Annotated in this window: 23 protein-coding genes and 2 pseudogenes; 2 read left to right on the top strand and 23 right to left on the bottom strand. The window is 63.1% G+C overall.

Annotated elements, in window-relative coordinates; genetic code table 11:
• Positions 1–180: 180 nt before the first annotated feature.
• The 4 genes from K408_RS39335 to K408_RS0131235 all read right to left on the bottom strand — a co-directional run bounded on the left by K408_RS39335 (position 181) and on the right by K408_RS0131235 (position 5654).
• Entirely contained in the window at positions 181–981 is an 801-nt protein-coding gene (locus tag K408_RS39335; protein WP_210163718.1) for a tripartite tricarboxylate transporter substrate binding protein, read from the bottom strand.
• Between the two features lie 181 nt (positions 982–1162).
• On the bottom strand, positions 1163–2800 hold the full coding sequence (locus K408_RS0131245; protein ID WP_024342398.1) for a hydantoinase B/oxoprolinase family protein: 1638 nt from the start codon (positions 2798–2800) through the stop codon (positions 1163–1165).
• The gene (locus K408_RS0131240; protein WP_024342399.1) at positions 2797–4419 is read right to left on the bottom strand and encodes a hydantoinase/oxoprolinase family protein; all 1623 of its coding nucleotides are present in this window, start codon (positions 4417–4419) and stop codon (positions 2797–2799) included. Before K408_RS0131240 ends, K408_RS0131245 begins: the two co-directional genes overlap by 4 nt.
• Positions 4416–5654, bottom strand: a complete 1239-nt coding sequence (locus K408_RS0131235; RefSeq protein ID WP_024342400.1) for an NAD(P)/FAD-dependent oxidoreductase — start codon at positions 5652–5654, stop codon at positions 4416–4418. The genes K408_RS0131240 and K408_RS0131235 overlap by 4 nt, the downstream gene beginning before the upstream one ends.
• On the opposite strand from K408_RS0131235, the gene K408_RS0131230 reads away from it, so the two are divergent.
• A complete protein-coding gene (locus K408_RS0131230; protein ID WP_245269086.1) occupies positions 5583–6668 on the top strand; it encodes a LysR family transcriptional regulator in 1086 nt (361 codons plus the stop codon). The genes K408_RS0131235 and K408_RS0131230 overlap by 72 nt on opposite strands.
• Before the next feature lie 224 nt (positions 6669–6892).
• Here the strand turns inward: K408_RS0131230 and K408_RS0131225 are convergent, their stop codons facing one another.
• From K408_RS0131225 to K408_RS0131145, 17 genes and pseudogenes are all read right to left on the bottom strand, one after another.
• Positions 6893–7852 (bottom strand): M20/M25/M40 family metallo-hydrolase, encoded by a 960-nt coding sequence (locus K408_RS0131225; RefSeq protein ID WP_024342402.1) that lies wholly within the window; start codon positions 7850–7852, stop codon positions 6893–6895.
• A 151-nt stretch (positions 7853–8003) separates the two neighbouring features.
• A pseudogene (locus K408_RS44555) lies at positions 8004–8267 on the bottom strand (hypothetical protein); the annotation flags it as partial.
• A 28-nt stretch (positions 8268–8295) separates the two neighbouring features.
• Positions 8296–8526, bottom strand: a pseudogene (locus tag K408_RS44550) (alpha/beta fold hydrolase); the annotation flags it as partial.
• Between the two features lie 122 nt (positions 8527–8648).
• Complete coding sequence (locus K408_RS39325) at positions 8649–9470, bottom strand: urease accessory protein UreD (protein WP_051160750.1); 822 nt, start codon at positions 9468–9470, stop codon at positions 8649–8651.
• A complete protein-coding gene (gene ureG, locus K408_RS0131205) occupies positions 9467–10117 on the bottom strand; it encodes an urease accessory protein UreG (RefSeq protein ID WP_024342404.1) in 651 nt (216 codons plus the stop codon). The genes K408_RS39325 and ureG overlap by 4 nt, the downstream gene beginning before the upstream one ends.
• On the bottom strand, positions 10114–11820 hold the full coding sequence (ureC, locus tag K408_RS0131200) for an urease subunit alpha (protein ID WP_024342405.1): 1707 nt from the start codon (positions 11818–11820) through the stop codon (positions 10114–10116). Before ureC ends, ureG begins: the two co-directional genes overlap by 4 nt.
• A 1-nt stretch (position 11821) precedes the next feature.
• Positions 11822–12520 (bottom strand): urease subunit beta, encoded by a 699-nt coding sequence (gene ureB / locus K408_RS0131195; RefSeq protein ID WP_051160751.1) that lies wholly within the window; start codon positions 12518–12520, stop codon positions 11822–11824.
• Between the two features lie 16 nt (positions 12521–12536).
• Positions 12537–13217 carry an urease accessory protein UreF gene (locus K408_RS0131190; RefSeq protein WP_245265944.1) on the bottom strand — a complete coding sequence of 227 codons (681 nt, stop codon included), beginning with the start codon at positions 13215–13217 and terminating at the stop codon, positions 12537–12539.
• Positions 13207–13659 carry an urease accessory protein UreE gene (gene ureE, locus K408_RS0131185; RefSeq protein ID WP_024342408.1) on the bottom strand — a complete coding sequence of 151 codons (453 nt, stop codon included), beginning with the start codon at positions 13657–13659 and terminating at the stop codon, positions 13207–13209. Before ureE ends, K408_RS0131190 begins: the two co-directional genes overlap by 11 nt.
• Positions 13660–13691: 32 nt before the next feature.
• Positions 13692–13994, bottom strand: a complete 303-nt coding sequence (locus K408_RS0131180; RefSeq protein ID WP_024342409.1) for a putative quinol monooxygenase — start codon at positions 13992–13994, stop codon at positions 13692–13694.
• Positions 13994–15508: an amidase gene (locus tag K408_RS0131175; RefSeq protein WP_024342410.1), complete on the bottom strand. Its 1515-nt coding sequence runs from the start codon at positions 15506–15508 to the stop codon at positions 13994–13996. The genes K408_RS0131180 and K408_RS0131175 overlap by 1 nt, the downstream gene beginning before the upstream one ends.
• 84 nt (positions 15509–15592) lie before the next feature.
• Entirely contained in the window at positions 15593–16294 is a 702-nt protein-coding gene (locus tag K408_RS0131170; RefSeq protein WP_024342411.1) for an ABC transporter ATP-binding protein, read from the bottom strand.
• Complete coding sequence (locus tag K408_RS0131165; protein WP_024342412.1) at positions 16291–17019, bottom strand: ATP-binding cassette domain-containing protein; 729 nt, start codon at positions 17017–17019, stop codon at positions 16291–16293. Before K408_RS0131165 ends, K408_RS0131170 begins: the two co-directional genes overlap by 4 nt.
• 2 nt (positions 17020–17021) lie before the next feature.
• Complete coding sequence (locus tag K408_RS0131160; protein WP_024342413.1) at positions 17022–18086, bottom strand: branched-chain amino acid ABC transporter permease; 1065 nt, start codon at positions 18084–18086, stop codon at positions 17022–17024.
• Complete coding sequence (locus tag K408_RS0131155) at positions 18086–18952, bottom strand: branched-chain amino acid ABC transporter permease (protein WP_024342414.1); 867 nt, start codon at positions 18950–18952, stop codon at positions 18086–18088. Before K408_RS0131155 ends, K408_RS0131160 begins: the two co-directional genes overlap by 1 nt.
• A gap of 59 nt (positions 18953–19011) precedes the next feature.
• Positions 19012–20250, bottom strand: coding sequence for an urea ABC transporter substrate-binding protein (locus K408_RS0131150; RefSeq protein WP_024342415.1), 1239 nt, complete (start codon positions 20248–20250; stop codon positions 19012–19014).
• A 66-nt stretch (positions 20251–20316) separates the two neighbouring features.
• The gene (locus tag K408_RS0131145) at positions 20317–21366 is read right to left on the bottom strand and encodes a substrate-binding domain-containing protein (RefSeq protein ID WP_024342416.1); all 1050 of its coding nucleotides are present in this window, start codon (positions 21364–21366) and stop codon (positions 20317–20319) included.
• Between the two features lie 109 nt (positions 21367–21475).
• Here K408_RS0131145 and K408_RS0131140 point away from each other — a divergent pair, with 109 nt between their 5' ends.
• Positions 21476–22048: a MarR family winged helix-turn-helix transcriptional regulator gene (locus K408_RS0131140; RefSeq protein ID WP_245265945.1), complete on the top strand. Its 573-nt coding sequence runs from the start codon at positions 21476–21478 to the stop codon at positions 22046–22048.
• 81 nt (positions 22049–22129) lie between these two features.
• On the opposite strand, the gene K408_RS0131135 is transcribed toward K408_RS0131140, so the two are convergent.
• Together K408_RS0131135 and K408_RS0131130 are read right to left on the bottom strand one after the other, a co-directional pair.
• Entirely contained in the window at positions 22130–23524 is a 1395-nt protein-coding gene (locus tag K408_RS0131135) for an NAD(P)/FAD-dependent oxidoreductase (protein WP_024342418.1), read from the bottom strand.
• Positions 23521–23937, bottom strand: a complete 417-nt coding sequence (locus K408_RS0131130) for a nuclear transport factor 2 family protein (RefSeq protein WP_024342419.1) — start codon at positions 23935–23937, stop codon at positions 23521–23523. The genes K408_RS0131135 and K408_RS0131130 overlap by 4 nt, the downstream gene beginning before the upstream one ends.
• Positions 23938–24115 lie beyond the last annotated feature (178 nt).

The following is a 24115-nucleotide window of genomic DNA, read 5'->3' as shown; positions in this document are numbered from 1 at the left end:
ATCCGCCGTTAGGTGCGCGTTCATCCAAGTCGAGTTTGGCTGGCCTACCGCGTATGGCTGTCCGAGCCAAAGATCAGACCGTTGGACCGTGAAATTGGCTGCCCATAGATCTATTGAACTGACTAGATGTATTTCCATCGCAACCGGAGGCCCAATTAGCACAGCGGCGGCGGCGCCAGCTCAATCCACCTGGGAACCCGAATACTTCACAATCGGCGTCCACTTCTTCACCTCGCTCGCGACAAAGGCCTTGAAGGCCTCAGGGGTCGAGCCCTGGACGATGAAGCCCTGCGCCGCAAAGTAATCCTTGATGTCAGGGGATTGCAGCGCCTTGTTCACTTCCGCGCTCAGCTTTTCGATCACCTCGGGCGGCGTACCGGCCGGCGCAAACAAGCCTTGCCATGACAGCGCCTCGAAACCCTTCAATCCCGCTTCATCCAGCGTCGGCACGTCCGGCAGCAAGGGGTGCCTGACTTTCGATGTGACGGCCAGCGCGCGAATCTTTCCGGCTTGAATCTGCGGCATCAGCACCAGGACGTCGCCAAACGTGACCTGGATCTGACCGCTCATCAGGTCGGTGAGCATGGCGGCGCTGCCGCGGTAGGGAACGTGCACCATCGACACATCGGCCGCCTGCTTGTACATCTCGCCAGTAAGATGCATCGACGTGCCATTGCCGGCCGAACCGAAACTCAACTCGCCCGGCTTTGACTTGGCGAGGGCGAGAAACTCGGTTGCCGTGTTCGCCTTCATGTCGGGGTTGACGGCCAGCACCAGCGGCGCAGTCACCAACGTCGACAGCGGCGCGAAGTCCTTGATCACGTCGTAGGGCAATTTTGCGTACAGCGCCTGCGCGATGGCGTTGCTGCCGGTGACGCCGGCCAGCAGGGTGTAGCCGTCGGGTGCGGATTTAGCCACGAAGTCGGCGCCGAGAACGCCGCCGGCGCCCGCTCGATTGTCGACCACGACGGGCTGGCCCAAGGCCGCGGCGAGCTTGTCGCCAACACGACGCGCGAGCACGTCGGTGCTGCCACCCGGTGCAAAGGGCACGACGATGTGATCGCCTTGTTCGGGTAGTTGGCCTGCGAACGACCCGGCGCGGGCAGCAGCATCGCGAGACCGGTCAACGCCAGCATCGCGCGGCGCGAAATCAGGAAGCGGATCATGGGCAACTCCTTACGGGTGGATTGGCGGCTTCGGCTGGAGCTAGGGATCCCCAGCCGCCGCCGCCCGCGGTTTCGATAATCAGCAGGTCGCCGGCGGACCACGCGATGCGGGCGCGCGCAGGCAGGAGCTCGATCGCTCCGTCCACACGCAAGACCCGGGCCATCGACGTTGCGCCGGCCCTGCCACCTCGAGCACCGCGCGCACGGCCGACATGGCGCTCGCCGCGATAGGCGATCCACCCCTGGCCTTCGAGCAGCCGATAGGCGCGCCGCACGCCGTCGCCGCCACATTGCAGACCGGCGCCGCCGCTGCCGCGGCGAATCTCGTAGCATTCCACACGCAGCGGCGCTTCGGTCTCGATCACCTCCACGGGGGTATTGCGTGCATTGCCGACGTCGGTGGAGACGCCGGCGCGGCCGGGCGCGTGGATGCTGGCGCCGGCGCCGCTGGCAATGATCTCGGTGAACATCCAGCGCCGCCCGTCCATCCGCGTGCCGCTGAGCGCGAGGACCGTGGCCACCCCGGCGTGCGGCGCCACGCCCACCCCACTCACCGACTGTGACCACGCTCCGAGGATCGCGTTGCACGCCAGCTTCACGGTCGCCGTGCGCGCATTGACCGCCGCCGGCAGCACCGGATTGACCAGGCTGCCGGGTGGAAGCTTCAGCGTCAGTGGCGCAAGGCAGCCGGCATTGTTAGGTGCGTCCGGCGCCAGCGTGCGCATGAAGAACAGAGCTGCCGACAGCATCGCCGCCGGCGATGCATTGAGCGGACCCCTCACCTGCAGCGCGGTCCCCTCGAAGTCGATGACCAGTGTGTCGTCCTGCTTTCGCAAGCTCACCACGATGGGAACCGGGGCGGTGTCGATGCCGTCGCCATCGAGTTGATCGCGCCAGGTCCATTCGCCGTCAGGCGCGGCCGCAAGGGCGGCGCGAGTCATGCATTCGGTCTGCGCAATCAGGGCATCGCAAACCTCGGCAAAACGAGGTCCGGTGTGACGTGCGATCTGCTTCAGTTCGCGCGCGCCTTGCGTCAGCGCGGTCCATTGCGCCTCCAGGTCGCCGCGCAGATTGTCAGGCGTGCGTGAGTTGGCGGCCAGGATGGCGTCGATATCGGGCAGCACGCCTTCGGCACTGCGCCAGCGTACCGGCGGCAGGCGCAGGCCCTCCTGGTACACTTCGGTTGCGTCGGGCGGAATGGAGCCGGCGGCTATGCCCCCGACATCCTGATGGTGCAGATTGGCGGCGGCGAAGGCGATCACCTCGCCATCGTGGAAGACCGGATGGACCAGAGCCAGGTCCGGCAGATGCGTGCCGCCGGACCAGGGGTCGTTGAGCAGATAGGCGTCGCCCTCGGACATCGTTGCGAGCGGAAAGCGTGCGAGCACACCGGCAACGGCCGGAATCAGCGATCCCAGCAACAATGGCAGCGAGCGCGCCTGGGCGAGCAAGCGTCCGTCCGGCAGGAACAGCGCCGCGGCACAGTCGCCGCTCTCGCGGGCGATGGACGATACCGCGGCACGCATCATGCCATGCTGCATGCGGTCGGCCGTGCCTTGCAGCGCCAGACGCAGCGGCTCCATGCGCAGGGCAATGACCGGATCAGATGCGACGTCGCCCGCGCGCGGCATCATGCGTTCACCTCCAGCACCAGCGTCTGATCCGGCGCGAGCCGCCAGGACCAGCCCGCCGGCACAAAGGCAGTGGTCATCGGCGCGAACAACGAATGCGGCCCTGCGCCTTCCGGCGGCAGCGAAGCCCACGGACTATTGCTCACCGTCAGGCGGACGTCGCCGTCTTCCGGACCGCAGAGCATGCCCAGCGCCGACATCACGCTGGCGTTCGGCATCACCAGCACGCGGCGGATGCCCACAAGTTCGGCAATCTCGGCCGCATGCTGCGCGCCGCCGCCGCCGATGGCGACGAGCACCGCATCCGCCGGATCCAGGTTGCGCTGAAAAGCGTGGGTCTTGAGCGCCTCCGCCATCCCGGCGGCAGCCGCGCCCACGACGGCTTCAGCGGTTCGAAGCACCGACAAGCCGAGCGCGCCGGCCACGCCGCCAAGCGCGGCCTCAGCTGCGGTGCGGTCCAGCACGATCCCGCCGGCCAGCCGGGGCGGCAAGCGGTCCAGTACGCACAGCGCATCGCTCAGCGTCGGCAAGCCACCGCCGAGACCAAAGGCGGCCGGTCCTGGCCAGGCTCCTTGCGAGCGCGGCCCCAGGCGAAGCGCGCCACCCGGCACCACCGACACCACGCTGCCACCCCCGATGCCGATTGAGGCGATGTCTGCGCAGCGCTGACGGATCGGCAAGCCGCCGCATTCCAGCGCATCGGCAAAGGTCGGCCTGCCGTCGAGCAGAATGCTGATGTCGGCGCTGGTGCCTCCGATATCCAGAACAATCGCGCTAGCGGAGGCTGCGAGGCCGGCGGCCACGCCCTGCAGCGCCGCGCAGGGACCGGACATGGCAAGGCCGATCGGCTGCTCGGCGAGATCACGCCAGGGCGCCGTGCCGCCGGCCGATCGCATCAGGCGCAGCGGCGGCAAGCCACGTATCTTCAATGCGTCGGCCAGCGCGTGCAGATAATTCGCCGCCAGCGGTTTGGCATAGGCGTCCAGTGCCGTAGTCAGCCAGCGCTCGAATTCCCGCACTTGCGGGTCGACTTCGCTGGATAGTGAAATGTGCAAGCTGGGAAGGCGCGCATGCAGCGCAGCCCGCAGCGCGCGCTCATGGGTCGGATTGCGGTGCGAGAACAACAGACCAACCGCCAGCGCGCGCACGCCGGCGGCGCTCACTGCATCCGCGATGGTGTCAACGGCCGACAGGTCGAGCGGCTCCACCTCACGCCCCTCGGCATCGATGCGCCCGCCGAGCTCGAAACGCAGCGGCTCCGGAAACAGCTTTGCTTCGGGCACAGCCGGCATGATCACCGGCTCATAGAGTTCCTTGCGGTCCTGGCGCGCCAGGACCGGTACGTCGCGCATGCCGCGCGTCAGGACAAGGGCCACCGGCGGCTCGTTCAGCTCCAACAGCAGATTGGTGATCACGGTGGAGCCGTGCACGACGCGGGCGACGTCAACTGCCCCGATCCCCGCCTGCGCACACAACCGATCGAGTGTCTCGACCACCGGCTCGACCAGCCGGCGCCCTACGCGCGGATATTTGAGCGATGCAACGTGCCCGTCGCTCCGCAACGCCACCGCATCGATGAAGGTGCCACCCATGTCCACGGCGATTGACCAGGACGCGCTCAACGGAAGCGCTCCGGGGAAAACGGCATCAGGTCCACTTGCGTCGGTCGTCCAGCCACCAAATGCGCAATCTCGCGGCCGGTCGCCGCGCCCATGCACATGCCCATATGGCCATGGCCGAAGGCGAGCCAGGCGTTGTCGGCCGCGCGGACCGGACCGACCACCGGAAGACTGTCGGGAAGACAGGGACGATGACCCATCCAGCGCGTGAAAGACGATGTGTCCAGGTGCGGGAATAATTGCTGTCCCTGACGAAGCAGCGCATCGGCACGCGCCATGTTGGGTGGCGCTTTCAAGCCGGCGAATTCCACCGTACCGGCCAGCCGCAGACCCATGGCCATCGGGTTGACCATCAGATTGTGCTCCACCGCCATCACGGTGTGGCGCAGGGCCAGGTTCGAGCTGTGCACCGTGACGTGGTAACCGCGCTGCGTCTCCAGCATCACCGGGCTGTCGAGCTGTGTCGCCAACGCGCCCGACCAGGCCCCGGCTGCCACCACCACGCCGTCCGCCGCCAGCGGCTCGCCCTGCTCCAACAGCACGGCGGTGACGCGCCGGCCCTGCCGTTCGAAACCACGGACGCGGTCACGGACGTGACGCGCGCCGTCGCCGATGCAGCGATTGTAGATCGCCTTGACGAGGGCAGATGGATCGGACGTGGAACCGTTATCGGGCGCCAGAATGCCGAACCGAAAACGTCCCTTGAGGTCCGGCTCGAGACTTTCCAGCTCGTCCTGCTCCACGTCCTGCATCCGCACGCCCAGCGATCGCCGCAGATTCATGCCCCAGGCCCACTGCGCCGCTGTCTCGCGAGAGGAAAAGACGTACAGGCAACCGCTACGCCGCACCAACTCCCGGGCATCGGCATTCGCAAGTAGCGGATCGTAGCAGTCGAAGATAGGCGCAAGCAGCGAACGTAACGCGGTGGCGATACGTGTCACCTCTTCGCGTGATGAATGATGCAGCATGCGCAGCAGCCATGGCGCCACGAGCGGAGCATAGGCCCAACGCACCGTCAGCGGCCCCAGTGGGTCCAGCAGCCAGCGCGGGACCTTCTTCCACATGCCAGGCATGCCGACCGGCAGGCAGGCGCTCGGCGACAGCGAGCCGGCATTGCCGAAGGAGCAGGCCTCGCCCGCGTCCAGCGGGTCGACGAAGGTCACCGCGTGGCCGTCGCGCTGCAGCCACGCCGCAGTGCAAGCGCCGACGATCCCCGTTCCTATGACGACAATGTGCATGCTGGAATTCTGAAGAATAATTCCCCTATCACACAAGCCAATTCTTTTAATACTTTCATCAGGTTTCCTGATATCGATCCGTTCGAACGAGGATATGTGATGCGGCCCACCATTCTCTCCACTCTTAGCTTGCGCCAGATGCGCGCCTTTGCCGCGGTCGCTCGAGCGGGCAGCTTCACGGCCGCGGCGCGACAGATCAACCTGACGCAGTCGGCAGTCAGCATGCTGGTTCAGCAACTCGAGGACACCCTCGGGCTGAAACTGTTCGACCGCGGCGCGGTCGTGTTGTTGACGGCGGCCGGCCAGCAATTGCTCCCCCTGGCGCGCCGCATCCTGGATGACGTGCAGCAGATCGCAGAGGGCGCTTCGGATCTTCGCTCCCTTCGCACCGGCTTGTTGCGCGTGGTAGCGCCGCAGATGCTGGCATGCACATGGGTCGCGGCAGTGCTGGGCGAGTTCGAGCAAGCCCATCCGGATGTCGGCCTGCGCGTGACCGACGCGATGGCGGACGAAGTGGTGGGCACGGTCCGCCGTGGCGAGGCTGAACTGGGCGTTGGCCCGGAGCGAGCCACCGGCGAGGATGTCACCAGCACATTCCTGATGGATGTACCGATCCGAGTGGTCTGCTCAGCGCAGCACCCGCTGGCGCAGCAACGCGCCGTCTCGTGGAAAAAACTGCGCGACGAGAGCTGGGTCATTTATTCCAGTGAATTCAACCGGCACCTGGAGAGCCTGCTGCATGCGCACGATAGCTCGCTCTCCATGCAGACCGCAGTCGAGGTCAAATATCTGACCACCGCTTTGGCGTTGGTGGGCGTCGGTACCGGCCTGGCGGCCGTTCCCGACTACGGACGGCTGTTCGCGCCAAATTTCGACGTGCGTTTCATCAAGCTGCGCGCTCCGGAAATCCGCCGCCGCTACTATATATATCAACGGCGCGGGCTCGTGCTCTCACCGCCCGCGGAGGCGTTCGCCAAGCTGCTGCGCCAACGCGCGGCGCGCAGCGGTGGGTGACTCCGTGCACACGAACTTGCGAGCGCGAGGCGGGTATATTCAAGGACAAGCGCTTCGAAAAAGGCTCAGGGGCGTCGCTTAGCTGCGAGCATTCCCCGCTCCAGACCGCCTTGCCCCGTTCAACCACCATGACCCGATCGGCAAACCGCAGTGCTCGTTCGATCTGTTGCTCGACCAAGAACTCGCCAGCGGTAGTCCCGAGGAGTCATCCTGCATCGATGTCCTCACCCCTCGATGGCAGGCGCGAAGGCAAGCTCGCGCAACACCTGGGCCAACACCGACGCTCCCGCGGCGACATGATCGGGCTCGGCCCATTCATGCTCGACATGGCTCGCGCCGTCGCGGCATGGGATGAAGATCATCGCGGCCGTGGAGACCTTTGCGAGATGGCGGGCATCATGACCGGCCGCCGAGAGCATGGTCAGGGCCGGATGCCCCTGTTCATGCGCGGCCTTCGCGATGCCCGCCTGCAGACGCGCATCGAAGGCGTTCGAGGGCGCATCGACGAGCGGCGTCGCCGTGACCGCGCAAGGCGATGCGTTCGCCTTGCAAAGAATTGTGATTCGCACACCGGCCGCGTCGAGCATCGCGTTATCGGGATGGCGCAGATTCGAGATAGGGCCGACTGCGAAGCCGAGCGGCCTATGCGGCAGATCAGGAAACGCCTGGTGCAGGCGATCGAGCGCCTCGCCGACGCTGATGCCGTTCGAATCGCGCGCGACGCGGATCGTGGCCAGGTCGCGCTCGCCGGTGAAGGCGTCCGAGCCCATCATGCCCGGCGCGAAGCGCGAGCCCTCCACGTTCATCCAGGCGACGACGATGATGTCGCGCGCAGGCTTTCCGCCTTGGTCGGCGAGCGAGACCACCGCTTCGAGTGCCGCCATCACGCCGGCCGCACCATCGAACCTCCCGCCGGTCGGCTGGCTGTCGAGATGACTGCCGAGCAGCAGCGGCGACGCCTTGCGGTCGCGGCCGGCCAGCGTCAGGAAGAGGTTTCCCGCAGCGTCCGTCGACGGCGTCAAGCCCGCCTCGCCGACCCAGCCGATGACGCGGCGCCAGGCGGCGATCTCGCCGTCGCTCAGAGCTTGCCGGTTGACCCCGCCGGCCGGCGTCGCACCGATCTCCGCGAGTGCCATCAGGCGGCTCCAGAGCCGGTCGGCGTCGATCAGGGGCTGGCTCGTCATTGACTACTTCGTACGCATGATCTGGCCCGGCAGCGCATGCGGATCACGCGATAGCCATTGTCCCGCCTCGACCTGGGCGATGAACTCGGCAAGCAGCATTGAACGCCGCGGGCTCTTCCAGATTGAGCGTGTGGCCCGTCCTGGGGAAGACCGAGAGGCCGCAGGCCGGAATCATCATCTTCAGGAGGATGCCGGGCTGGAGACAGTGATCGTCCTCGTCATTGACGACGACCAGCGTCGGCACCATCATCTTCCTCAGGCCGTCTTCGAGGTCGTAGAAGGAGGGCCGGCGGGCCTGACGCCGCGCATGGTGTTGGCGGCGCCGCGATCGGAATGGGTGGCGAGGCGGTCTGCAAACTCTCGCCAGCAACCGGATCCTTGTTCTGGAACCGCACGCGGTTCGCGCCGAGAGCATAGATCTTGGCGAATTCCCTGGCGCCCTGCTTCTCGAAATTGTCGGCTACTTCGAGCGAGACGCCGCGAAAATACTCCTCGAACTCCTTCTCGCAGCCGTAACCCGCGCCGGCCACCGTGAGCGACAGCGCGCGCTCCGGCGTTTGCAGGCCGAAATGCACCGTGCAGAAGCCGCCCATGGAAAGGCCGACGATATGCGCCTTGTCGATTCCGAGCGTGTCGAGCACAGCGACTACGAGGGGACGACATTGCGCGACCATCTCGGCCTCGCAAGGCCGGCCAATCCATTTTTCGCTGCTTAGAACGCGAAAGCGACGCGCAGTGCTCGCTTGAGCCCCGGGAAATCGGCGCGAGTCGAGTGCGCTGCGGCGGCGAGGCCGCGTCACATCATGGACGAGGTGGCGGGGAGGGTCCGATAGATCACTTTCACGGCCTCAAATGCTTGACGAATGCATCTCAACTCCAGGGCTGCCAGACGGACCCCAATCCCGGCTTTCGCAGGCAGGGCGCTTGCCGCACCATAGAGCCCGCTGATCCGCTCCAGGATCCTTGTCAACTTACCCTGGAGATCCGCCGGATCATGGCCGGTGGGCAGCACCATAAATGCTGACCCAAAGGCGGCGTAGCCATGAAAGAAGCTGTGGTCTGGACGGTAGGCCCGCGTGCGCTCCATCACCAGCGGCTCGCCACCCGATCTTCTCAGACAGAAGGTCGATTCCAGTTCCCGGAAGTAGCGGCCGTCGCCCAAGGGGTCGTGCATAGTGAACGCATCGAAGATCAACGCGTGAGCGTCGGCCGCGCAGTCAAGTTCCATGGTCTGTGACAGCGCGGCATCAGGAAAGAGGATGCGCGGCCCGGGCAGGTACTCCAGACTGGCGCCGCTCGCGACACCAAGCTTCACCGTCTCTACCGCGCGCGCCCCGGGCGCGGCGCGATGAACCGACGTCGCCCCCTGATTGGTCAAACAGACGGCCGTTCCTGGACCAAGCGACAAGCGCTGCGCAAGACTGTCCTCACCGTGGACAGCGCCGCTTGCCGTCTGCACGATCACGCTCAACAAATCCTGTCGTTCCGGATCAAGATGGAAGCTGCGCGTGAGCACGAACGGCCAGGCGAACAACCGCCGGTCGATCACAGTATGACCGGCACGCCGGACGAAACCAAGGTCGAGCCGCGCTGCGTCGCTCGCCGTTGCGCGATTCATGTCCTGAACAACACTTCGCGCTCGAGGAGATCGACGATTGACTCGATACCCTCGCCTCGACGGCAATTGGTAAGCAGCACCGGACGATCCCCTCGGACTTTCGATGCCTCGCGGTGCATGCGTTCCAAATCCACGCCGACGTAAGGCGCCAGATCGATCTTATTGATGACAAGGAGGTCGGCGCGAATGACGCCCGGACCGCGCTTGCGCGGAATATCGTCGCCTCCGGCGACGTCGATCACGAACATCCAAAAATCAGTCAGATCTCGCGAAAACGTCGAGGCGAGATTGTCGCCGCCGCTTTCCAGCAGGATCAGCTCGACTCCCGGGAAGCGGCGTTCAAGCTCATCTGCGGCTTCGATGTTCAGCGTGGGGTCCTCGCGAATGACGGTGTGAGGACATGCCCCCGCCTCAACCGCCGACACCCGTGCCGGATCGATCAGCCCGGAGCGTCTGATCCGTTCGGCGTCCTCGGCCGTGACGAGATCGTTGGTGATGACGGCGATATCGATGCCCCGCGCAGTCAGTGCAGGAATCAGGCACTCCACCAATGCAGTCTTGCCTGAACCGACCGGTCCTCCGATTCCAACCCGTGAGGCCGCGATCCGTGGTTGTGCCAATCCCTTGTTGAGCGAGAGCCGGCTCATCGGATCATGTACCGTCTTGTCAACGGCACCTTCGTCGCGGGCAGGCACATCAGAAGCTTTCCATCAGCACGAACCTCGAACGTTTGCGGGTCAACCTCAACATGCGGTGTCGCGGCGTTGCGTAACATGTCTGCCTTCCGTAATTTTCGTACATTCTTGATCTGGACCGGATCGCGCCCAAGGCCGAGCTTACGGGTCACGTCGGCCTCCATCGCGAGCTTCGACATGAAGTTGACGCCCAGTCTTTGCGGTGCGGCACCGAGTGCGCCCCACATCCGCTTCTGGATCATCGGCTCTGACAGCCCGAGGCTGCCGTTGCCGTCTCCCATGGCAGCCCAGACGACGAAGCCGTTCTTGATCACCATATAGGGCTTGATGCCGAAGGAGGCGCGCGGCCAGAGAACCAGGTCGGCCATTTTGCCAGGCTCAATCGAGCCGACCATGTGGTCAATGCCAACCGCGGTTGCCGGATTTATGGTGAGCTTGGCAATGTAGCGCTTGATACGCTCATTGTCCGCACGTGCTGTCTTTTCCTCGGGCAGGCGGCCGACCCGATCCTTCATCACGCTCGCCAGCTGCCAGCACTTCGCCACGTTCTCGGCGAGGCGTCCCATGCCTTGCGTATCCGTACCGAATATCGATATCGCCCCCATGTCATGGAGAAAATCTTCAGCCGCCATCGACTGGGCACGCACACGCGACTCGCCGAACATCACGTCCTCGGGTGCATTGTAGTTGAGCTGATGGCAGATCATCGTCATCGGCACGCCCTCTTCCATTCCGTAAGACGTGTACGGATTGGTCGGATTAGTGGATGAAGGAATGACGTTGTCCCACGACACAACCTTCAGCAGATCCGGTGCATGACCGCCGCCGGCTCCCTCCACGTGATACATATGGATGGTGCGGCCCTCGACAGCAGCCATCGTATCCTCGCAGAAGCCATACTCATTGATCGAGTCGGTATGGAGGTGAACCGCGAAATCATTACGATCTGCCGCAACGAGGCTCTGGTCGATCACCGCGGGGGCGGCGCCGAAATCCTCGTGGATCTTCACGGACATACCACCGGCCGCGACGGCTTCCTCGACGGCTTCTGGATTGGACCCTGCACGCCCGAACAGGGCAAAATTGAGTGGCGAGAACTCGATCGCCTGAAGAAAGCGCGCAAACGTCGACGCAGCGCCGCTGCCGACGTCGAAGACCGGCCCCGATCCGTTCCCAACAAGGGTGGTCGTCCCGCCAGAGAGCGCGTGGTCGGATTGTTCAGGCGAGATCAGATGAGCGTGCGACTCAACTGCGCCGGCGGTGACGATGAAGGGTCCGCCAGCGATCGGCGCCGTAGTGTGCCCTACAACCATGTCGGGATGCACGTCCGGCATCACGTCGGGATTGCCTGCCTTGCCTACGCCGACGATGCGCCCGTCGCGGATGCCGATGTCGGCCTTCACGATGCCGGCGACGGCGTCAACGATTGTAGCATTCTTGATGACGACGTCGAGAATCTTGTGCGAGGCCGTCCTGTAGGCGTTGACGCCCTCGCCGTCGCGTAAGTTCTTTCCGGCACCAACCAGCAGCTCGTGTCCGTATGTGGTGTAGTCGTGCTCGATCTCGGCCAGCAGACTGGTGTCGGCCAATCGCACCAGGTCGCCCTTGGTCGGTCCGTAGAGCTCGCTGTAGGCCCGGCGGGACAGAATGGCCATGTCAGGCTCCCAGATAGCCGCGGTCGCGAGCCTTCTTCAGCGCGTCGTCCCGCGCTGACGGCGCATCTAGTGGACCGTTGACGAGGCCCGCCTGCCCGTGCACGACGCGATCACCTGAAATCGGAACGAGCCGTAGGGACTTGGTGACCCCCGGCTCGAACCGGGTACCGGCGCCGGCAGGCTGGTCGACCTTCATGCCCCAGGCCGCCGCGCGATCGAAGAGCAAGGCGCGATTTACCTCGAAGAAGTGGGTGTGGCTGCGAACCTGAACATCGCGGTCGCCGGTGTTGGTGACATCTATGGTGATACCTGGCAGGCCTGCGAAACTCTCAATGTCTCCGACGCCAGGGACGATCTCACCGGGTACGATATCGTCCACGACGGATGCGTCACTTGGACCGATCGGTTCGAAAAGCGCCATTACCTTGGTTCCTTCCGCGAACATGCATTCGATATAGAGCAGCGGAATCATCTGCCCGACGCCGGGCTCGACATCGTCCCACGTCAACAATCGGCCCGCCATGTCGCGGATCTCTGCGTAAGACATGTTACGGCGCGCCGCGGTCATCACCTCGTCCGTGATATAAGCGACCGCCTCCGGATGGCTTAGCCGAATTCCGAGCGACCGATTGCGGCGCGCCATTTGCGCGGCATTGAAGATGACGAGGCGATCCATCTCGGTCGGCGACAGATTCATCATGGGCAAGCATCCTCCCTCATGTCGTGAACATGCGAACGTGTCGTAGTGGTCCGCGCGAGACTGCGATGTCGATGAACGGCGTGAAGCTCGCGGGCAACGCATCGGGCGGCGGGGTTTCCTCGAGCAATTCCGCCAGCAGCATGCGTGCGGCTTCCTGGCTGCGTTGCGCCTCGATGTGGCCGACGATCCCGAGCCGCACCGCGGCACTAACGAGGCCAGTCACGAGCGTCCAGCCTGAGACCAATTCGGCTGCTTCCAGGCTGAGTCCTGCGTCCCGGCCCACGACGGCCTGCACGATGGCAAGATGGCCGAGCCTGGTGTCGGACGACACCAAGCCGCGATAAGCGACAGATAGCGGCCCATCGAGCTTGAACCACACCCCGAGCAGCGCTCGGCCCGCCCGCCGCGATCCCTCCCGCATCTCGGCCGAAGGGGTCGCCGCCTCAGCCAGGCGATCCACGCGCGCGATGCCAAGGCAATCCTCCGCCCGGAAGGCTTGGCGCAGTAGAATGCGGTCCATGCTCGCCCAGCGGCGCTCGAGCTGGTCCAGGATGATCCGGTCCAGTTCGCCGCGACTGGCGAGCATGCCGTCTGCGGCAAGTCCCTCCAGCCCCCAGGAGAACGCAAAGCCGCCGGCCGGATAGGCACTGTCCCCGAGCTGCAGCAAAGCCAGGGTCTGCAGTCTGTCAAACAGCATCGCTTTCCACCACCTCGCCAGCTTCGAGCAGCGACTTGATGCGCGCCCGGTAGGTGTCTAGCGGCCCGTCCAGCAGGACGACGAGAAGATCACCCTCGAAGCGAACCCGCCAATGGAGATTGCCGGCATTCCAGCCGAGCTTGAGCGCCGCCGCCGGGTCGGCCGGCTTCAATCGCCAACATTCCTGCTCGCCGAAGCGGACGATGATAGCGCGGTCGTGTGCGAGGAACAGCAGTGCACCGTCGACAAGGTCCTCGTCGCGGCCCAGGCTGACCGCGCACTCGGTTCCGCGATCGGTCGTCATGCGAAAACGCTTGCGGCCGACTTCGGACGGCGGCACAAACAACAGCTCGATCCCGCCATGATGCTCGACATGGTGAAGACGACCCGCATAGGCTGCGTCGTCGGATCGTCCGATGATGCCGTGAAGCCGTAACGTCACGATGTTCTCCTGCAATCGGCTGGACGGCCGGTCTACCGGACCGTCGCCGACAGCTCCGTCGAGGTCACCAATGTGACCTCGCCATCCAGAATGGGCTTGGCGATCCCGAAGAAGGTCTCAACCACCGCTGAACCGTTGTGGCGGTCCATCGCGGCCCTGTTGGCAAATCGCTCGTACGTCGTGAACACGCGGGGATCGTCCTCGCTCTGTGAGATAAAAAACCCAAGGGTCTCCGGCTCGTTCGCCGCCACATTCGCGGCGACGGCCAAGAGCGCGTCGCGCATCGTCACTTCGTATCCCGACTTTGCCGTGATGATGGCTGTGATGGTGATCATCAGAACTTCTTCCAATCGCCATCGGCTTCGAATGCGCTGGCCGCCTGATAGATCGTCGCCTCATCGTAGTCCTTTCCGATCAGCATCAGCCCGACCGGAAGGCCATCCGAGAGGCCGCAGGGTATCGTCATCGCGGGATGGCCGGTGACATCGAACGGACTGGTCGTGGCTGTCATCTCGAAAGCGCGCTGAACGATCTCGGAGAGCGGCGCATCCTTGGCGGGGATCGGCGTCGCAACACAGGGCAAGGTTGGCATCAGCAGCAGATCGTAGGAACCGAACACCGCGTCATAGGCTGCCTTGGCGGCAATCGCGATGTTGCGCGATTTGGCGTAGTAGCGACCGCGATAATGGCTCACACCCCACTGCCCGACCAGCATGGTGAGCTTGAGCGTCTCCGACAGATCGTCGGCACGCGTGCGCCAACCAGAATGGGCGTCGAGCAGGCCCACGTCATAGAGGCCCTTCCAGTTGAAGCCCATGCCGTTGCCGATCATCATCTGGACCAGGAATCCTTCCAGCGTGATCGGGTTCCAAGCCGCGAGCGCATGAAGGTGTTCGGGGATGGATACCTCCGACACGCTGGCACCGAGCTTTGCGAACCGCTCCGCACCGGCCTTCACCTTGGATGCCACGCCCTCCTGCATGTTCGCAACGGCAAATCCCTCCTTGAGGATGCCGATCTTCATGCCCTTCACGCCCTTACGGAGCATTTCCGTGTAGCTCGTGACCTTCGGCGCATACTGGCGCGGATCAAGCCCGTCAGGCCCGGCCAGCACCTCCAGCAGCAACGCGTTGTCGGCGACGTTTGCGGTCATCGGGCCGGTGTGGTCGATAGTCGATTCGATCGGCATCACACCCGTGTACGGCACGAGTCCATGCGTCGCCTTCATGCCATAGATGCCGCAATAGGATGCAGGGATACGGATCGAGCCGCCCTGGTCGCCGCCGATCGACATGTCGACCTCGCCGGCCGCGACCAGCGCGGCGCTTCCCGACGACGACCCACCGGCCGAATAGCCCATTTTGAGCGGGTTATGAACCGGTGCAGGATGGGAAGTATGGCTGCCGCCTGACAGGCAGAAGTGCTCGCAAACGGCCTTGCCGACGATAGTGCCGCCTGCATCGAGAATCCGGGTCACGATCGTCGCATCGGCGGCGGGAATGAAGCCTTCGAGCGTCGTCGAGCCGTTCATCATGGGGACGCCGGCCAGGGCGACGTTGTCCTTCAGCGCGATGGTGCGTCCAGCGAGCTTACCGCTCGCCGCGCCCTTGACTTCGGTCTTGATCGCCCACGCGCCGTACTTGTTGTCCTTCGGCGTCGGCTTGGAGCCCGGCATGCGCGGATACTTCACCGGCGGCAGCGGGTTCGGCAACTCGTCGATGACGTCGTAGGCGTCGAACATCCCGCCCATGAGGGCAAGATAGCTTCCGGCTTCTTCGACCGTCATGTTCATGTGCAGGCTGGCGGCGAGCTCGGCGACATCTTCGGCGGTCGGGCGTTTGATAGACATGAGTTATCCTTTCTTGTGAGGACAAGCTGGCAGGAATGAGGTCAGCAATTGCAGCGGCCGGCGCCCACGCGCCGGAATTCGGATCTAGATTGGGTGCATGGCGCCGTCCCGGGCCAGAAGACTTTCCCCGTCGAGTTCTCCGGTGATGCGCCCCTTCTGGATATTGAGGATCCGGTCCGACAGGGATGTGATGAATTCGAGGTTCTGCTCGACGACGATCAGCGACATGTTCCACCTCCTCTTCAATGTGAGCAAGGTCTCGACGATCTCTTCGATGATCGACGGTTGGATACCCTCGGTCGGTTCGTCCAGCAGGATCAGCCGAGGCTTCGTGCAGAGACAGCGCGCCAGCGCCAGCAATTGCTGCTCGCCGCCCGACAGGGCTCCCCCACGCCGGTCGAGGAGGCGCACCAGGCGCGGAAAGTCCTGGAGCACCGTGTCGATGACCGAACGGTCCTCTTTCGGAGCCGCTGCCAGTCCCATTCGCAGGTTCTCGAGAACGCTCAAGTCGGGGAAGATCTCGCGTCCTTGCGGTACAAGCCCAATCCCAAGCCTGGACCGTTCGTGCGGCTTGAGATGAGTGATCGTCTTGCTGGCGAACGTGACGGCGCCGCCTGTCGTCGGCAGATGCCCCATCAACGCACGCAGCGTCGTGGTCTTGCCCATGCCATTGTGGCCGAGAATGCCGAGATACTCGCCATCCTGAACCGACATGTCGAGACCGAACAGGATCGGAATGCGGCCGTAGCCGGATCGCAAATCACGGACTTCGAGAAGCGCGCTCATGCCGTCACTTTCTTTCCAAGATAGACGTCGCGCACGCGCTGATCGGCCAGGACCTTGTCCACGGTATCTTCGACCAGCACCCGGCCCTGATGGAAGACCGTCACCTTCTTCGCGATCTGCTTGATGAACTCCATGTCGTGCTCGACGACGATGATGGCGCGGGTCTGGTTGATCTCACGGATGATGGCGGCTGTGTGCAGTGTCTCCTCGTCCGTCATCCCGGCGGCCGGCTCATCGAGCAGGATCAATTCCGGCTCAGCCGCAAGCACCATGCCGATTTCGACCCATTGTCGTTGCCCGTGTGACAGCGTCGCGACGATGCGATCGCCCTGATCCGTCAAACGGATCATCTGCAATACGGCATCGACGGCAGGCCCCTGGGCGCGCGGCGTCGCTTTCCGCCGAACGGCGAGCCAGATGTTCTCTCGCACCGAGAGACCGTTGAAGACGTTCGGCACCTGGGTTTTGATGCCGATTCCCATGCGGGCGATCTCGTGCGACAGCTTGCCGGCGATTGGCTGGCCGCGAAACGCAATCGCACCCGACGTCGGTACAAGCTGTCCAGTCAGCGTCTTGAAGAAAGTGCTCTTGCCCGCGCCATTGGGCCCGATCAGGCAGCGCAGTTCCATCTCTTCCAAGGTGAAATTGATGTCGTCATTGGCGACCACGCCGCCAAAACGCATCGTGAGGTGCTCGGCCTGGAGCAGGGGTATCAGGTCCGCCATGGTCATTCGGCTCCGGCCATGCGGGAGGCGGCTACCGGCGGCGGCGCATGATCATCTGCATGTTGTGCCTTCGGTTTGGAGGCGGGTACGAGCCGCATCAGCAGGTCGCGCGCCGTCGGTACCAATCCCTTGGGAAGCAGCAGCACAAAGACTACCAGTACGGCGCCAAGCACAAGGTTGGAGTTCAGGGCCTGTTGCGAGCCAATATAGGCGACGATGTATTCGATGAGCACGCAACCAATAATGGGACCTAGCAAAGTGCCGAGCCCGCCCACCGTGATCCAGATGATGATCTCCGCCGACAATGACAGACTGAAGATGGTCGGCCCGACGAACGCGCCCCAATTTACGTAGAGCGCACCGGCGAAGCCCGCGATCGCACCGCTCAGAATGAAAGTGAGCAGCTTGACCTTTCGCGGATCGTAACCGAGCAGCGAGGCACGAACCTCGTTCTCACGAACTGCGACGATAACGCGTCCGGCCGGAAGGGACAGCAGCAGACGCAACAACAGGAATATCCCGAGCAAGGCCCCACCCGTCACCCACCAGGATTGTTCGGGCGACAAAACTTGGTCCGGATGGAACGGAACATTGAAGGTCGGCACCGCCGGTATGCCATTGAAGCCGCCGAGCAATGCCTTGCCAATCCTGTACTCGTCGCCCGAGGTCGAGTTGACGCAGTTGAACAGGATCAGAGTCACGGTGAGCGTAATCACACCGAGATAGACGTCGGAGATGCGGCCGAAGAAGATGAAGTAGCCGAGGATCGCGGCGAACAACGCGGGAACGATAATGGCAAGCAGGATCGACGGCGTGGAATCCTGGAAATTGATTGCTGATATCGCGTAAGCATAGCCGCCGAGGCCGAAGAATGCCGTCTGTCCGAAAGACAGGATGCCGCCAAAGCCCCAGATGAAGGCGAGGCTGAGCGCCAGCACCGCCATTGCCGCGAACAACGTCAACTGCATCATTGCGAACAGCTCGATGACGCTCGGGATCAGCACGATCGCGACGATCGCGATGAGGACGGCAGCCGCCTGAGCCACAAGGCGAAAGCGGATGGTCATCACAGATTTCCCTTAAAGAAGCGGCCGGAAATTCCCCGCGGCAGCAGGCGGATCAGCACGATCGCCGCCGTGAACACCAGGACTTCGCCATAGACCGGCGTGGTGAAGAAAGCGCCGACCTGATTGACAGCACCGAACAGGCTCGCCGCCGACATCGTCCCTGACAGAATGGCGGCGCCTCCCCCGACGACGGTCATGAAGGCCTTGGCGACGTAAGCGCCGCCCATCCCGGGCGTGATGCCCGAAACTGGAGCCAGCAGGCCTCCGGCAAGACCCGTGATTGCCGCTCCGACTGCGAACGTGCTCATGTAGACCCGCGCCGGATTGACGCCCAGCGTGGCCGCCATTGCCGGGTTCTGCATGGTCGCGCGGGCGATCAGGCCAAAGCGGGTATAGCTCATCACGCTGTAGACCACGGCCATCATCACCACCGCCATTCCGGCCAGGAACAGCGTGTAATAGCTCGATTGATACGAACCGATGGAAAAGCCGCCGAGAGGAGTCGGCACACCCTGCTGCGTGTTGCCGTAGATCGTCGTGACGATCCCGATGATGAGAAGGCTGAGCCCCCAGGTCGCGAGCATCGAGTCGACCAAGCGCCCATAAAGAAAGCGAATAAGGCACCGCTCGATGACGAGACCGACGAGACCGACGAAGAGCGGAGCAACGACCAGCATCGCGATCCAGATGTTCACGCCTGCATTGGCCGATATGACAGTCGCATAGGCGCCGAGCATGATGAACTCGCCATGGGCGAGATTGATGATCTTCATCATGCCGAAGATGATCGCCAGTCCGAGGCACAACAGGAATAGCGACGATATACCATTCAGGACGTCGAGCGCGACAATGAGATAGATCGCCATTCCCGGAGTCTTTCATCCTCTATATTGCGAGCCCCGCCGATGGCGAGACCCGGCGCACGTCAGAGATTGATGATGTACTGCTTGGTGTCGTTCGGGTTCTTGACGAGATCGCAAACACTCGCAGTATCGGCCGGCTTAACGTCGGAGTAGCTCTCCAACACTGACCATTTGCGGTCCTTCACCTCAGCCAGGAACGCGTTGCGGGTGGTATGATGGGTCGGCTTGTCCAACGTGACCTTGCCGCTCGGGCCATCGAAGGCGATACCGTCCTCAAGCGCTGCAATCACCTTCATGCGGTCGATGCTGGCGGCCTTTTTCACGCCGGCGGCCCAAAGCATGACACCCTCATAGGTGCAGGCAGCCAGTTCGCTGACATAAGGCGAGTCGGGATGGGCCTTCTTGATCTTCTCGACGAAGCTCTTCGAGGCCGGCGTGGTAAGTTCCTCGAAGTAACCGTAGGCGCCGAGAATGGAATCGCTTTCGGCGGCATCGAGTGTGGTCGGCTCGTTGACGAGACCGAAAGTGGTCGACGCGATCGGAATCTTGCCCTTCATGCCGGCCGAGGTCCACTGCCGGTAGAACGCCGTATGGTTCCCTCCGACCAGGGCTGACAGGATGAGGTCGGGCTTTGCCGCCTGGATCTTCGAGATGGTCGTACCGAAATTGGTGACGTCGAGCGGGAAGAAGTCTGTCGACAGCACCTCGCCGCCATTGTCTTTCACGTATTTCGTCATCCACTTCGCGGTGATCTGACCGTAATTGTAGTCGGCGGCGATGATGTATGCCTTCTTGCCTGCTTTCTTCATTGCGCTCGGGACGAGCTTTTCCACGGTCTGGGCAGGCGTCGTTCCCGTGCAGAACGTATTGCGATCGCAAACACCGCCCTCGTAGAGCACATTGTAGAAATACAGCACCTTGAAGCGATCGAAGGTCGGACGCACCGCCTCGCGCGAGGCCGAGGTAATGCCGCCGTGGACAACATCGACCTTGTCCTTCACGGCAAGCTGCTGGGCGAATTGCGAATACATCTGAATGTTCGACTGCGTGTCGTAGTGGATCACCTTCAGCGGCCGCCCCAGCAATCCGCCACCTGCGTTGATCTCATCCACCGCAAGCTGAAGGGCGTAGACCATGGGCGTGCCGGACGCTGCGATCGGACCAGACTGGTCATGAAGGCTGCCGATGACGATCGGGTTTTCAGCGCCGAAGGCGCCGGAGCGGAAAATTGCAGGTGCAGCAATCAACGTCGTCGATGCAATTGCTGAGCGCTGCAGGAAGCGACGGCGGGAGAAAGTCATACATTGCCCCATCAATCTTTGAGATGGAAAATATTAATAATACAATATTTGAAAAGGCAAGCTCTTTTATCGCCGCGCGATGATGGAGAAATCGTACCCGTCGAGCTTCGCCAGATAGATCGGATGGCGGCCGCCGACCACCGATTGCGCTAGATCGCCTCGTGCGGTGCGTCGTTGGAACGTCCTTCCGTACAGGCGCGTCAACTTGCGCGCATCGAGACTGGCGGCTTCCTCGATTAATGACGCGAGCGAGTAGATGCCTTCGTAGCAGGACTCGCCAAAGGCATTCACCGGAGGCGGATTATCGCCGAACGCCGTATGATAGCGCTCCAGAAACGCGCCATTGTTGCGTGAGCGGATCGACCCGTAGTAGCTCGAAGCGGCGTAGAGATTCTCGGTTTCATCTACATTGAGGCCGTACGCCACGGTTTCATCGATCGCCGAGGAAAACCGCAGCGCGCGCGAACTCAGCCCCGCCGCACAGAAGGCGCGATTGAATGCGATGCAGTCGGAGCCCAGGAAATACGGAAGAACGACGTCCGAGCGCGTAGCCTTGATCCGGTCCAGGATCTCGTCGAAGTCATGCTGGCCGACCGGCAGATAGTATTCACCCGTCACCGTACCGCCGAAGCGGGCAATCAACTTGCGTGCAATCTGAAGGGATGAGCGAGGCCATACGTAATCGTTGCCACAAAGGAAATATCGGCGCGCCCGCCTCGTCTCCGAAAGCCATTGAATCGCAGGAGAGAGCAGCTCTTCGGCGGTCTCACCGGTCGCCATGATATCCAGCGTCGATGAGCGGCCTTCGAACTGCGGCGTATATATGAACGGAACGCGACCACCGGTCGCGCGCGCCACGAAGTCGCGTGCGAAGCTCGGTAACATCCCGACTATGCCGTCGACACCATCGATGTCGATTGCATCGCGCGCGGCCCATCCCGCACTTGGGCCGGTTTCTCCGGCATTCACGACATGCAACTCGACAGGACGCCGCAGGACACCGGACATGGCGTTAATCTCGTCGACGGCCAAGCGTCCGCACGCCTCGGCTGACGGGGCCCAAAGCCCCGCAGCGCCGCTCTGCGGGATAAGCAGACATATCCGGACGCTACGCAACGGTGGTGCCTCCGCACTTTCGTGCACAGAACACTCACGAATCGTGCCAACGCGATCCAGTGCCGCTTGGGCCCGTTTCACTGCGAAAGCACTCGATCTGGAAAGCAACTTGCCCATTTCTGCGGCGGCAGTTGATGCACTCGCCGCTTCACTAGGCATTCGCGCTCAAATCTGCTTTTCGCTTGCTCGCTTTTACATTCCACGGCAAATATTGAAAGATCAAATAATTCGCCGTGGGTGTGACGTGGACCTCCCTGAACTCATCCGAGGTGTGAATCGCCGGCTTGAGCAGATGCTGGAAGCGGAGCTCAAGCCCCGAAGCATGTCTCTTCTCCAGTACCGCGTGCTCGAGTCGCTGACCGAAGCAGACGGGCTGGCGATGGGCGACCTGGCAACCCGCCTCTTTGTCGATGGTCCAACGCTCACAAAGATCATCGATAGAATGGTCGAGTCGGCGCAGGTCTATCGCGCTCCCGATTCCCATGACCGGCGAAGGGTCCTGATTTTCCTCTCGCAGCGGGGCGCAGCGCAGTTCCGGAATATCGGCCCGCTCATCAAGTCCGTTCAGCAGGACGTTTTGGATAGGCTGGACGCATCGGAGGCCGCAGCTTTGACGAACCTGCTTTCGGAGCTGCTTAGCGACCGCGTTGGCCCGCATCCATATCTCGATCGCGGGGCGTGAAGCACCGAGCTAATAATAGCAGCTCTTAGGCAGCGCAAAGCGATAGCCGAACGTCGCCCGCACATGCAATGCAGGCGTGCCTCAAGCCGCTTCGTCGCGCAGTTGATACCAGCGATATAGCAGCCGTTGGCCGATCCGGCGGAATGACGAAAAGGCGTGGGTCGGCAACGGCGAGGTGAAAGTCGGCAGATCCTGCCCCTTGAATTGCTGTCCGACGATCATTTGCGCCATACGGCGGCCGGCCTGCGCCGAGTAGGAGACACCATTGCCGCCGTAACCGAGCGCATAGACCAGCCCATTGGCGCGCTCGGACTGGAATATCCGCGGCATCATATCGTGGCTGACGTCGACCCAGCCCCACCAAGAATATTCGATCTCGATTCCATGCAGTGCCGGAAATTTGCGATGCAGGCCATCGATCAACAGTTGCAGATGTCTTGGATGGTCAGCATCGGCGCCTGTGATCGACGAGCGGCTGCCGATCTGCACGCGATTGTCGGGTAGCAGTCGGTAGTAGAAACGTAACGTCCTGGTATCCGTCAACACCAGTTTGGTCCTGAACCCGGTGGCATCCAATTCGGCGGGGGTCAACGGCCGCGTGACGATTGAGTTCGACAGGATGGGCATGCATCGCCCGCGCAGCAACGGCGTCAGCCCGGGCGCAGTGTAAGCCCCGGTGGCGATACCGACAGCACGCGCCTTCACCGTACCGCCCGGCGTGTGCAGATGAAATACGCTCCCGTGCTGTTCGATTTCGGTCACCGGGCTGCCCGGATGAATCTTTGCGCCGGCGGCGCGGGCCATCTGTTGATAGCCAAAGGCGAGTTTTGCTGGATGCACGCCGGTTCCGCGCGGTTCCAGCACAGCGCCGACCGCTTCGGCCTCGTTGAGATAGTCGCGACGAAGCTCATCGGCGCCGATGACGCGGGTCGGTTCACCAAACACGTCGGTCAGAACGTTAGCTTCGGCTGCTATCTTTTCGAAATTCCGCTTGCGGTGGGCGATGTAGAGATGGCCGCCGCGCTGCGGTTCGCAATCAACCGGGCTTTGCCGAATCATGTCCTCGAACGTGTCGAAACCGTCGCAGATTTCGGCGTGCAGGCGTTTTGCGACATCGAGACCCCAGCGCTCGATCCATTGCGATCGGGTCAGGCGGCCGGAGGCGTTCTGCCCCTGGCCGCCGTTGCGTGTGCTGCATCCCCAGGCGACGCGGTTGGCCTCGAGCACCAGCGGCTTGACGCCATGCTCGCGCGCCAGGAATGTTGCGCATGCGAGGCCCGTGAAGCCTGAGCCGACGATCGCAACGTCGGTGTCCACGTCACGCGTAATCGGTCCATCGTCCTCCGGGGGCGCGCCGGCGGTGGCGAGCCAGTAGGTGGGCGCATAGTCACGATTGCAGCCCGGTCCGTCGCTCACCAGCGGATCGTAATGCGGATCGTAGGCCGCGAGCGGCGGCGTCTTGAGCGGCCTGTTCATGATGCGGCGGCCTCGTCCGCCTTTGCCGGCTGCTGCGGCCGATCCTTGCGGAACGCACTCTTGCTGCAGATCTTGTCGCCCCGGAAGCCGAACAGGTCACACCCCTCGGCCTCGATCCTGCTGCCGTCCTTCGTCGTCGCGCGAAAAATCCATTCGGAGATGCCGCGATCTCCGAACACGGCATGGCGCGTGCACTCCCAGCTCACGTCCGGAAACATCGCGAAGGTGGTTTCGAACACCTCGCGGACGTCCGCGGTACCCACGATGCGGCGGCCGCAGATCTCGGGGCCTGCGGCAGCATCGAATACGACATCCTCCGTCATCGCCGCCATCACGCCGGCGCCATCGTGGCGGTTGAAAGCGTCGAAAACCCGTTCCATGGTTCTCAGCCGGTCGTCGTCAAGCTCGGACATGTCAATTCCAGTCTGCTTCGCGCTGCGGAGTAAACCTGCCGCAGTTTCCCAGCCAAACTGGCATGCGGATTGGCCGCCCCTTAGAACCAGATGACGCGCGATCGACGGACCAGAACCGGCTCCGTGGAACTGGCCCAATCGCTGGGCTCGCGCTGGACCTTCGCGATTGCCCGGGAAT

It is taken from the genome of Bradyrhizobium sp. in8p8 (genome assembly GCF_000426845.1).
Lineage (GTDB): Bacteria > Pseudomonadota > Alphaproteobacteria > Rhizobiales > Xanthobacteraceae > Bradyrhizobium > Bradyrhizobium japonicum_C.
This window is presented reverse-complemented; position numbering and strand designations above follow the sequence as displayed.

What these genes read in the sequence shown, in the direction of transcription:
- K408_RS39325 (WP_051160750.1), bottom strand. Translation starts at nt 9,470, where the DNA reads ATGAATCGCGCAACGGCGAGCGACGCAGCGCGGCTCGACCTTGGTTTC.
- K408_RS0131190 (WP_245265944.1), bottom strand. Translation starts at nt 13,217, where the DNA reads ATGCTGTTTGACAGACTGCAGACCCTGGCTTTGCTGCAGCTCGGGGAC.
- K408_RS0131245 (WP_024342398.1), bottom strand. Translation starts at nt 2,800, where the DNA reads ATGATGCCGCGCGCGGGCGACGTCGCATCTGATCCGGTCATTGCCCTG.
- K408_RS0131160 (WP_024342413.1), bottom strand. Translation starts at nt 18,086, where the DNA reads ATGACCATCCGCTTTCGCCTTGTGGCTCAGGCGGCTGCCGTCCTCATC.
- K408_RS0131225 (WP_024342402.1), bottom strand. Translation starts at nt 7,852, where the DNA reads ATGACGAGCCAGCCCCTGATCGACGCCGACCGGCTCTGGAGCCGCCTG.
- K408_RS0131170 (WP_024342411.1), bottom strand. Translation starts at nt 16,294, where the DNA reads ATGAGCGCGCTTCTCGAAGTCCGTGATTTGCGATCCGGCTACGGCCGC.
- K408_RS0131235 (WP_024342400.1), bottom strand. Translation starts at nt 5,654, where the DNA reads ATGCACATTGTCGTCATAGGAACGGGGATCGTCGGCGCTTGCACTGCG.
- K408_RS0131135 (WP_024342418.1), bottom strand. Translation starts at nt 23,524, where the DNA reads ATGAACAGGCCGCTCAAGACGCCGCCGCTCGCGGCCTACGATCCGCAT.
- K408_RS0131150 (WP_024342415.1), bottom strand. Translation starts at nt 20,250, where the DNA reads ATGACTTTCTCCCGCCGTCGCTTCCTGCAGCGCTCAGCAATTGCATCG.
- K408_RS0131180 (WP_024342409.1), bottom strand. Translation starts at nt 13,994, where the DNA reads ATGATCACCATCACAGCCATCATCACGGCAAAGTCGGGATACGAAGTG.
- K408_RS0131165 (WP_024342412.1), bottom strand. Translation starts at nt 17,019, where the DNA reads ATGGCGGACCTGATACCCCTGCTCCAGGCCGAGCACCTCACGATGCGT.
- K408_RS0131130 (WP_024342419.1), bottom strand. Translation starts at nt 23,937, where the DNA reads ATGTCCGAGCTTGACGACGACCGGCTGAGAACCATGGAACGGGTTTTC.
- K408_RS0131155 (WP_024342414.1), bottom strand. Translation starts at nt 18,952, where the DNA reads ATGGCGATCTATCTCATTGTCGCGCTCGACGTCCTGAATGGTATATCG.
- K408_RS0131175 (WP_024342410.1), bottom strand. Translation starts at nt 15,508, where the DNA reads ATGTCTATCAAACGCCCGACCGCCGAAGATGTCGCCGAGCTCGCCGCC.
- ureG (WP_024342404.1), bottom strand. Translation starts at nt 10,117, where the DNA reads ATGAGCCGGCTCTCGCTCAACAAGGGATTGGCACAACCACGGATCGCG.
- ureB (WP_051160751.1), bottom strand. Translation starts at nt 12,520, where the DNA reads ATGATGAATCTGTCGCCGACCGAGATGGATCGCCTCGTCATCTTCAAT.
- ureC (WP_024342405.1), bottom strand. Translation starts at nt 11,820, where the DNA reads ATGGCCATTCTGTCCCGCCGGGCCTACAGCGAGCTCTACGGACCGACC.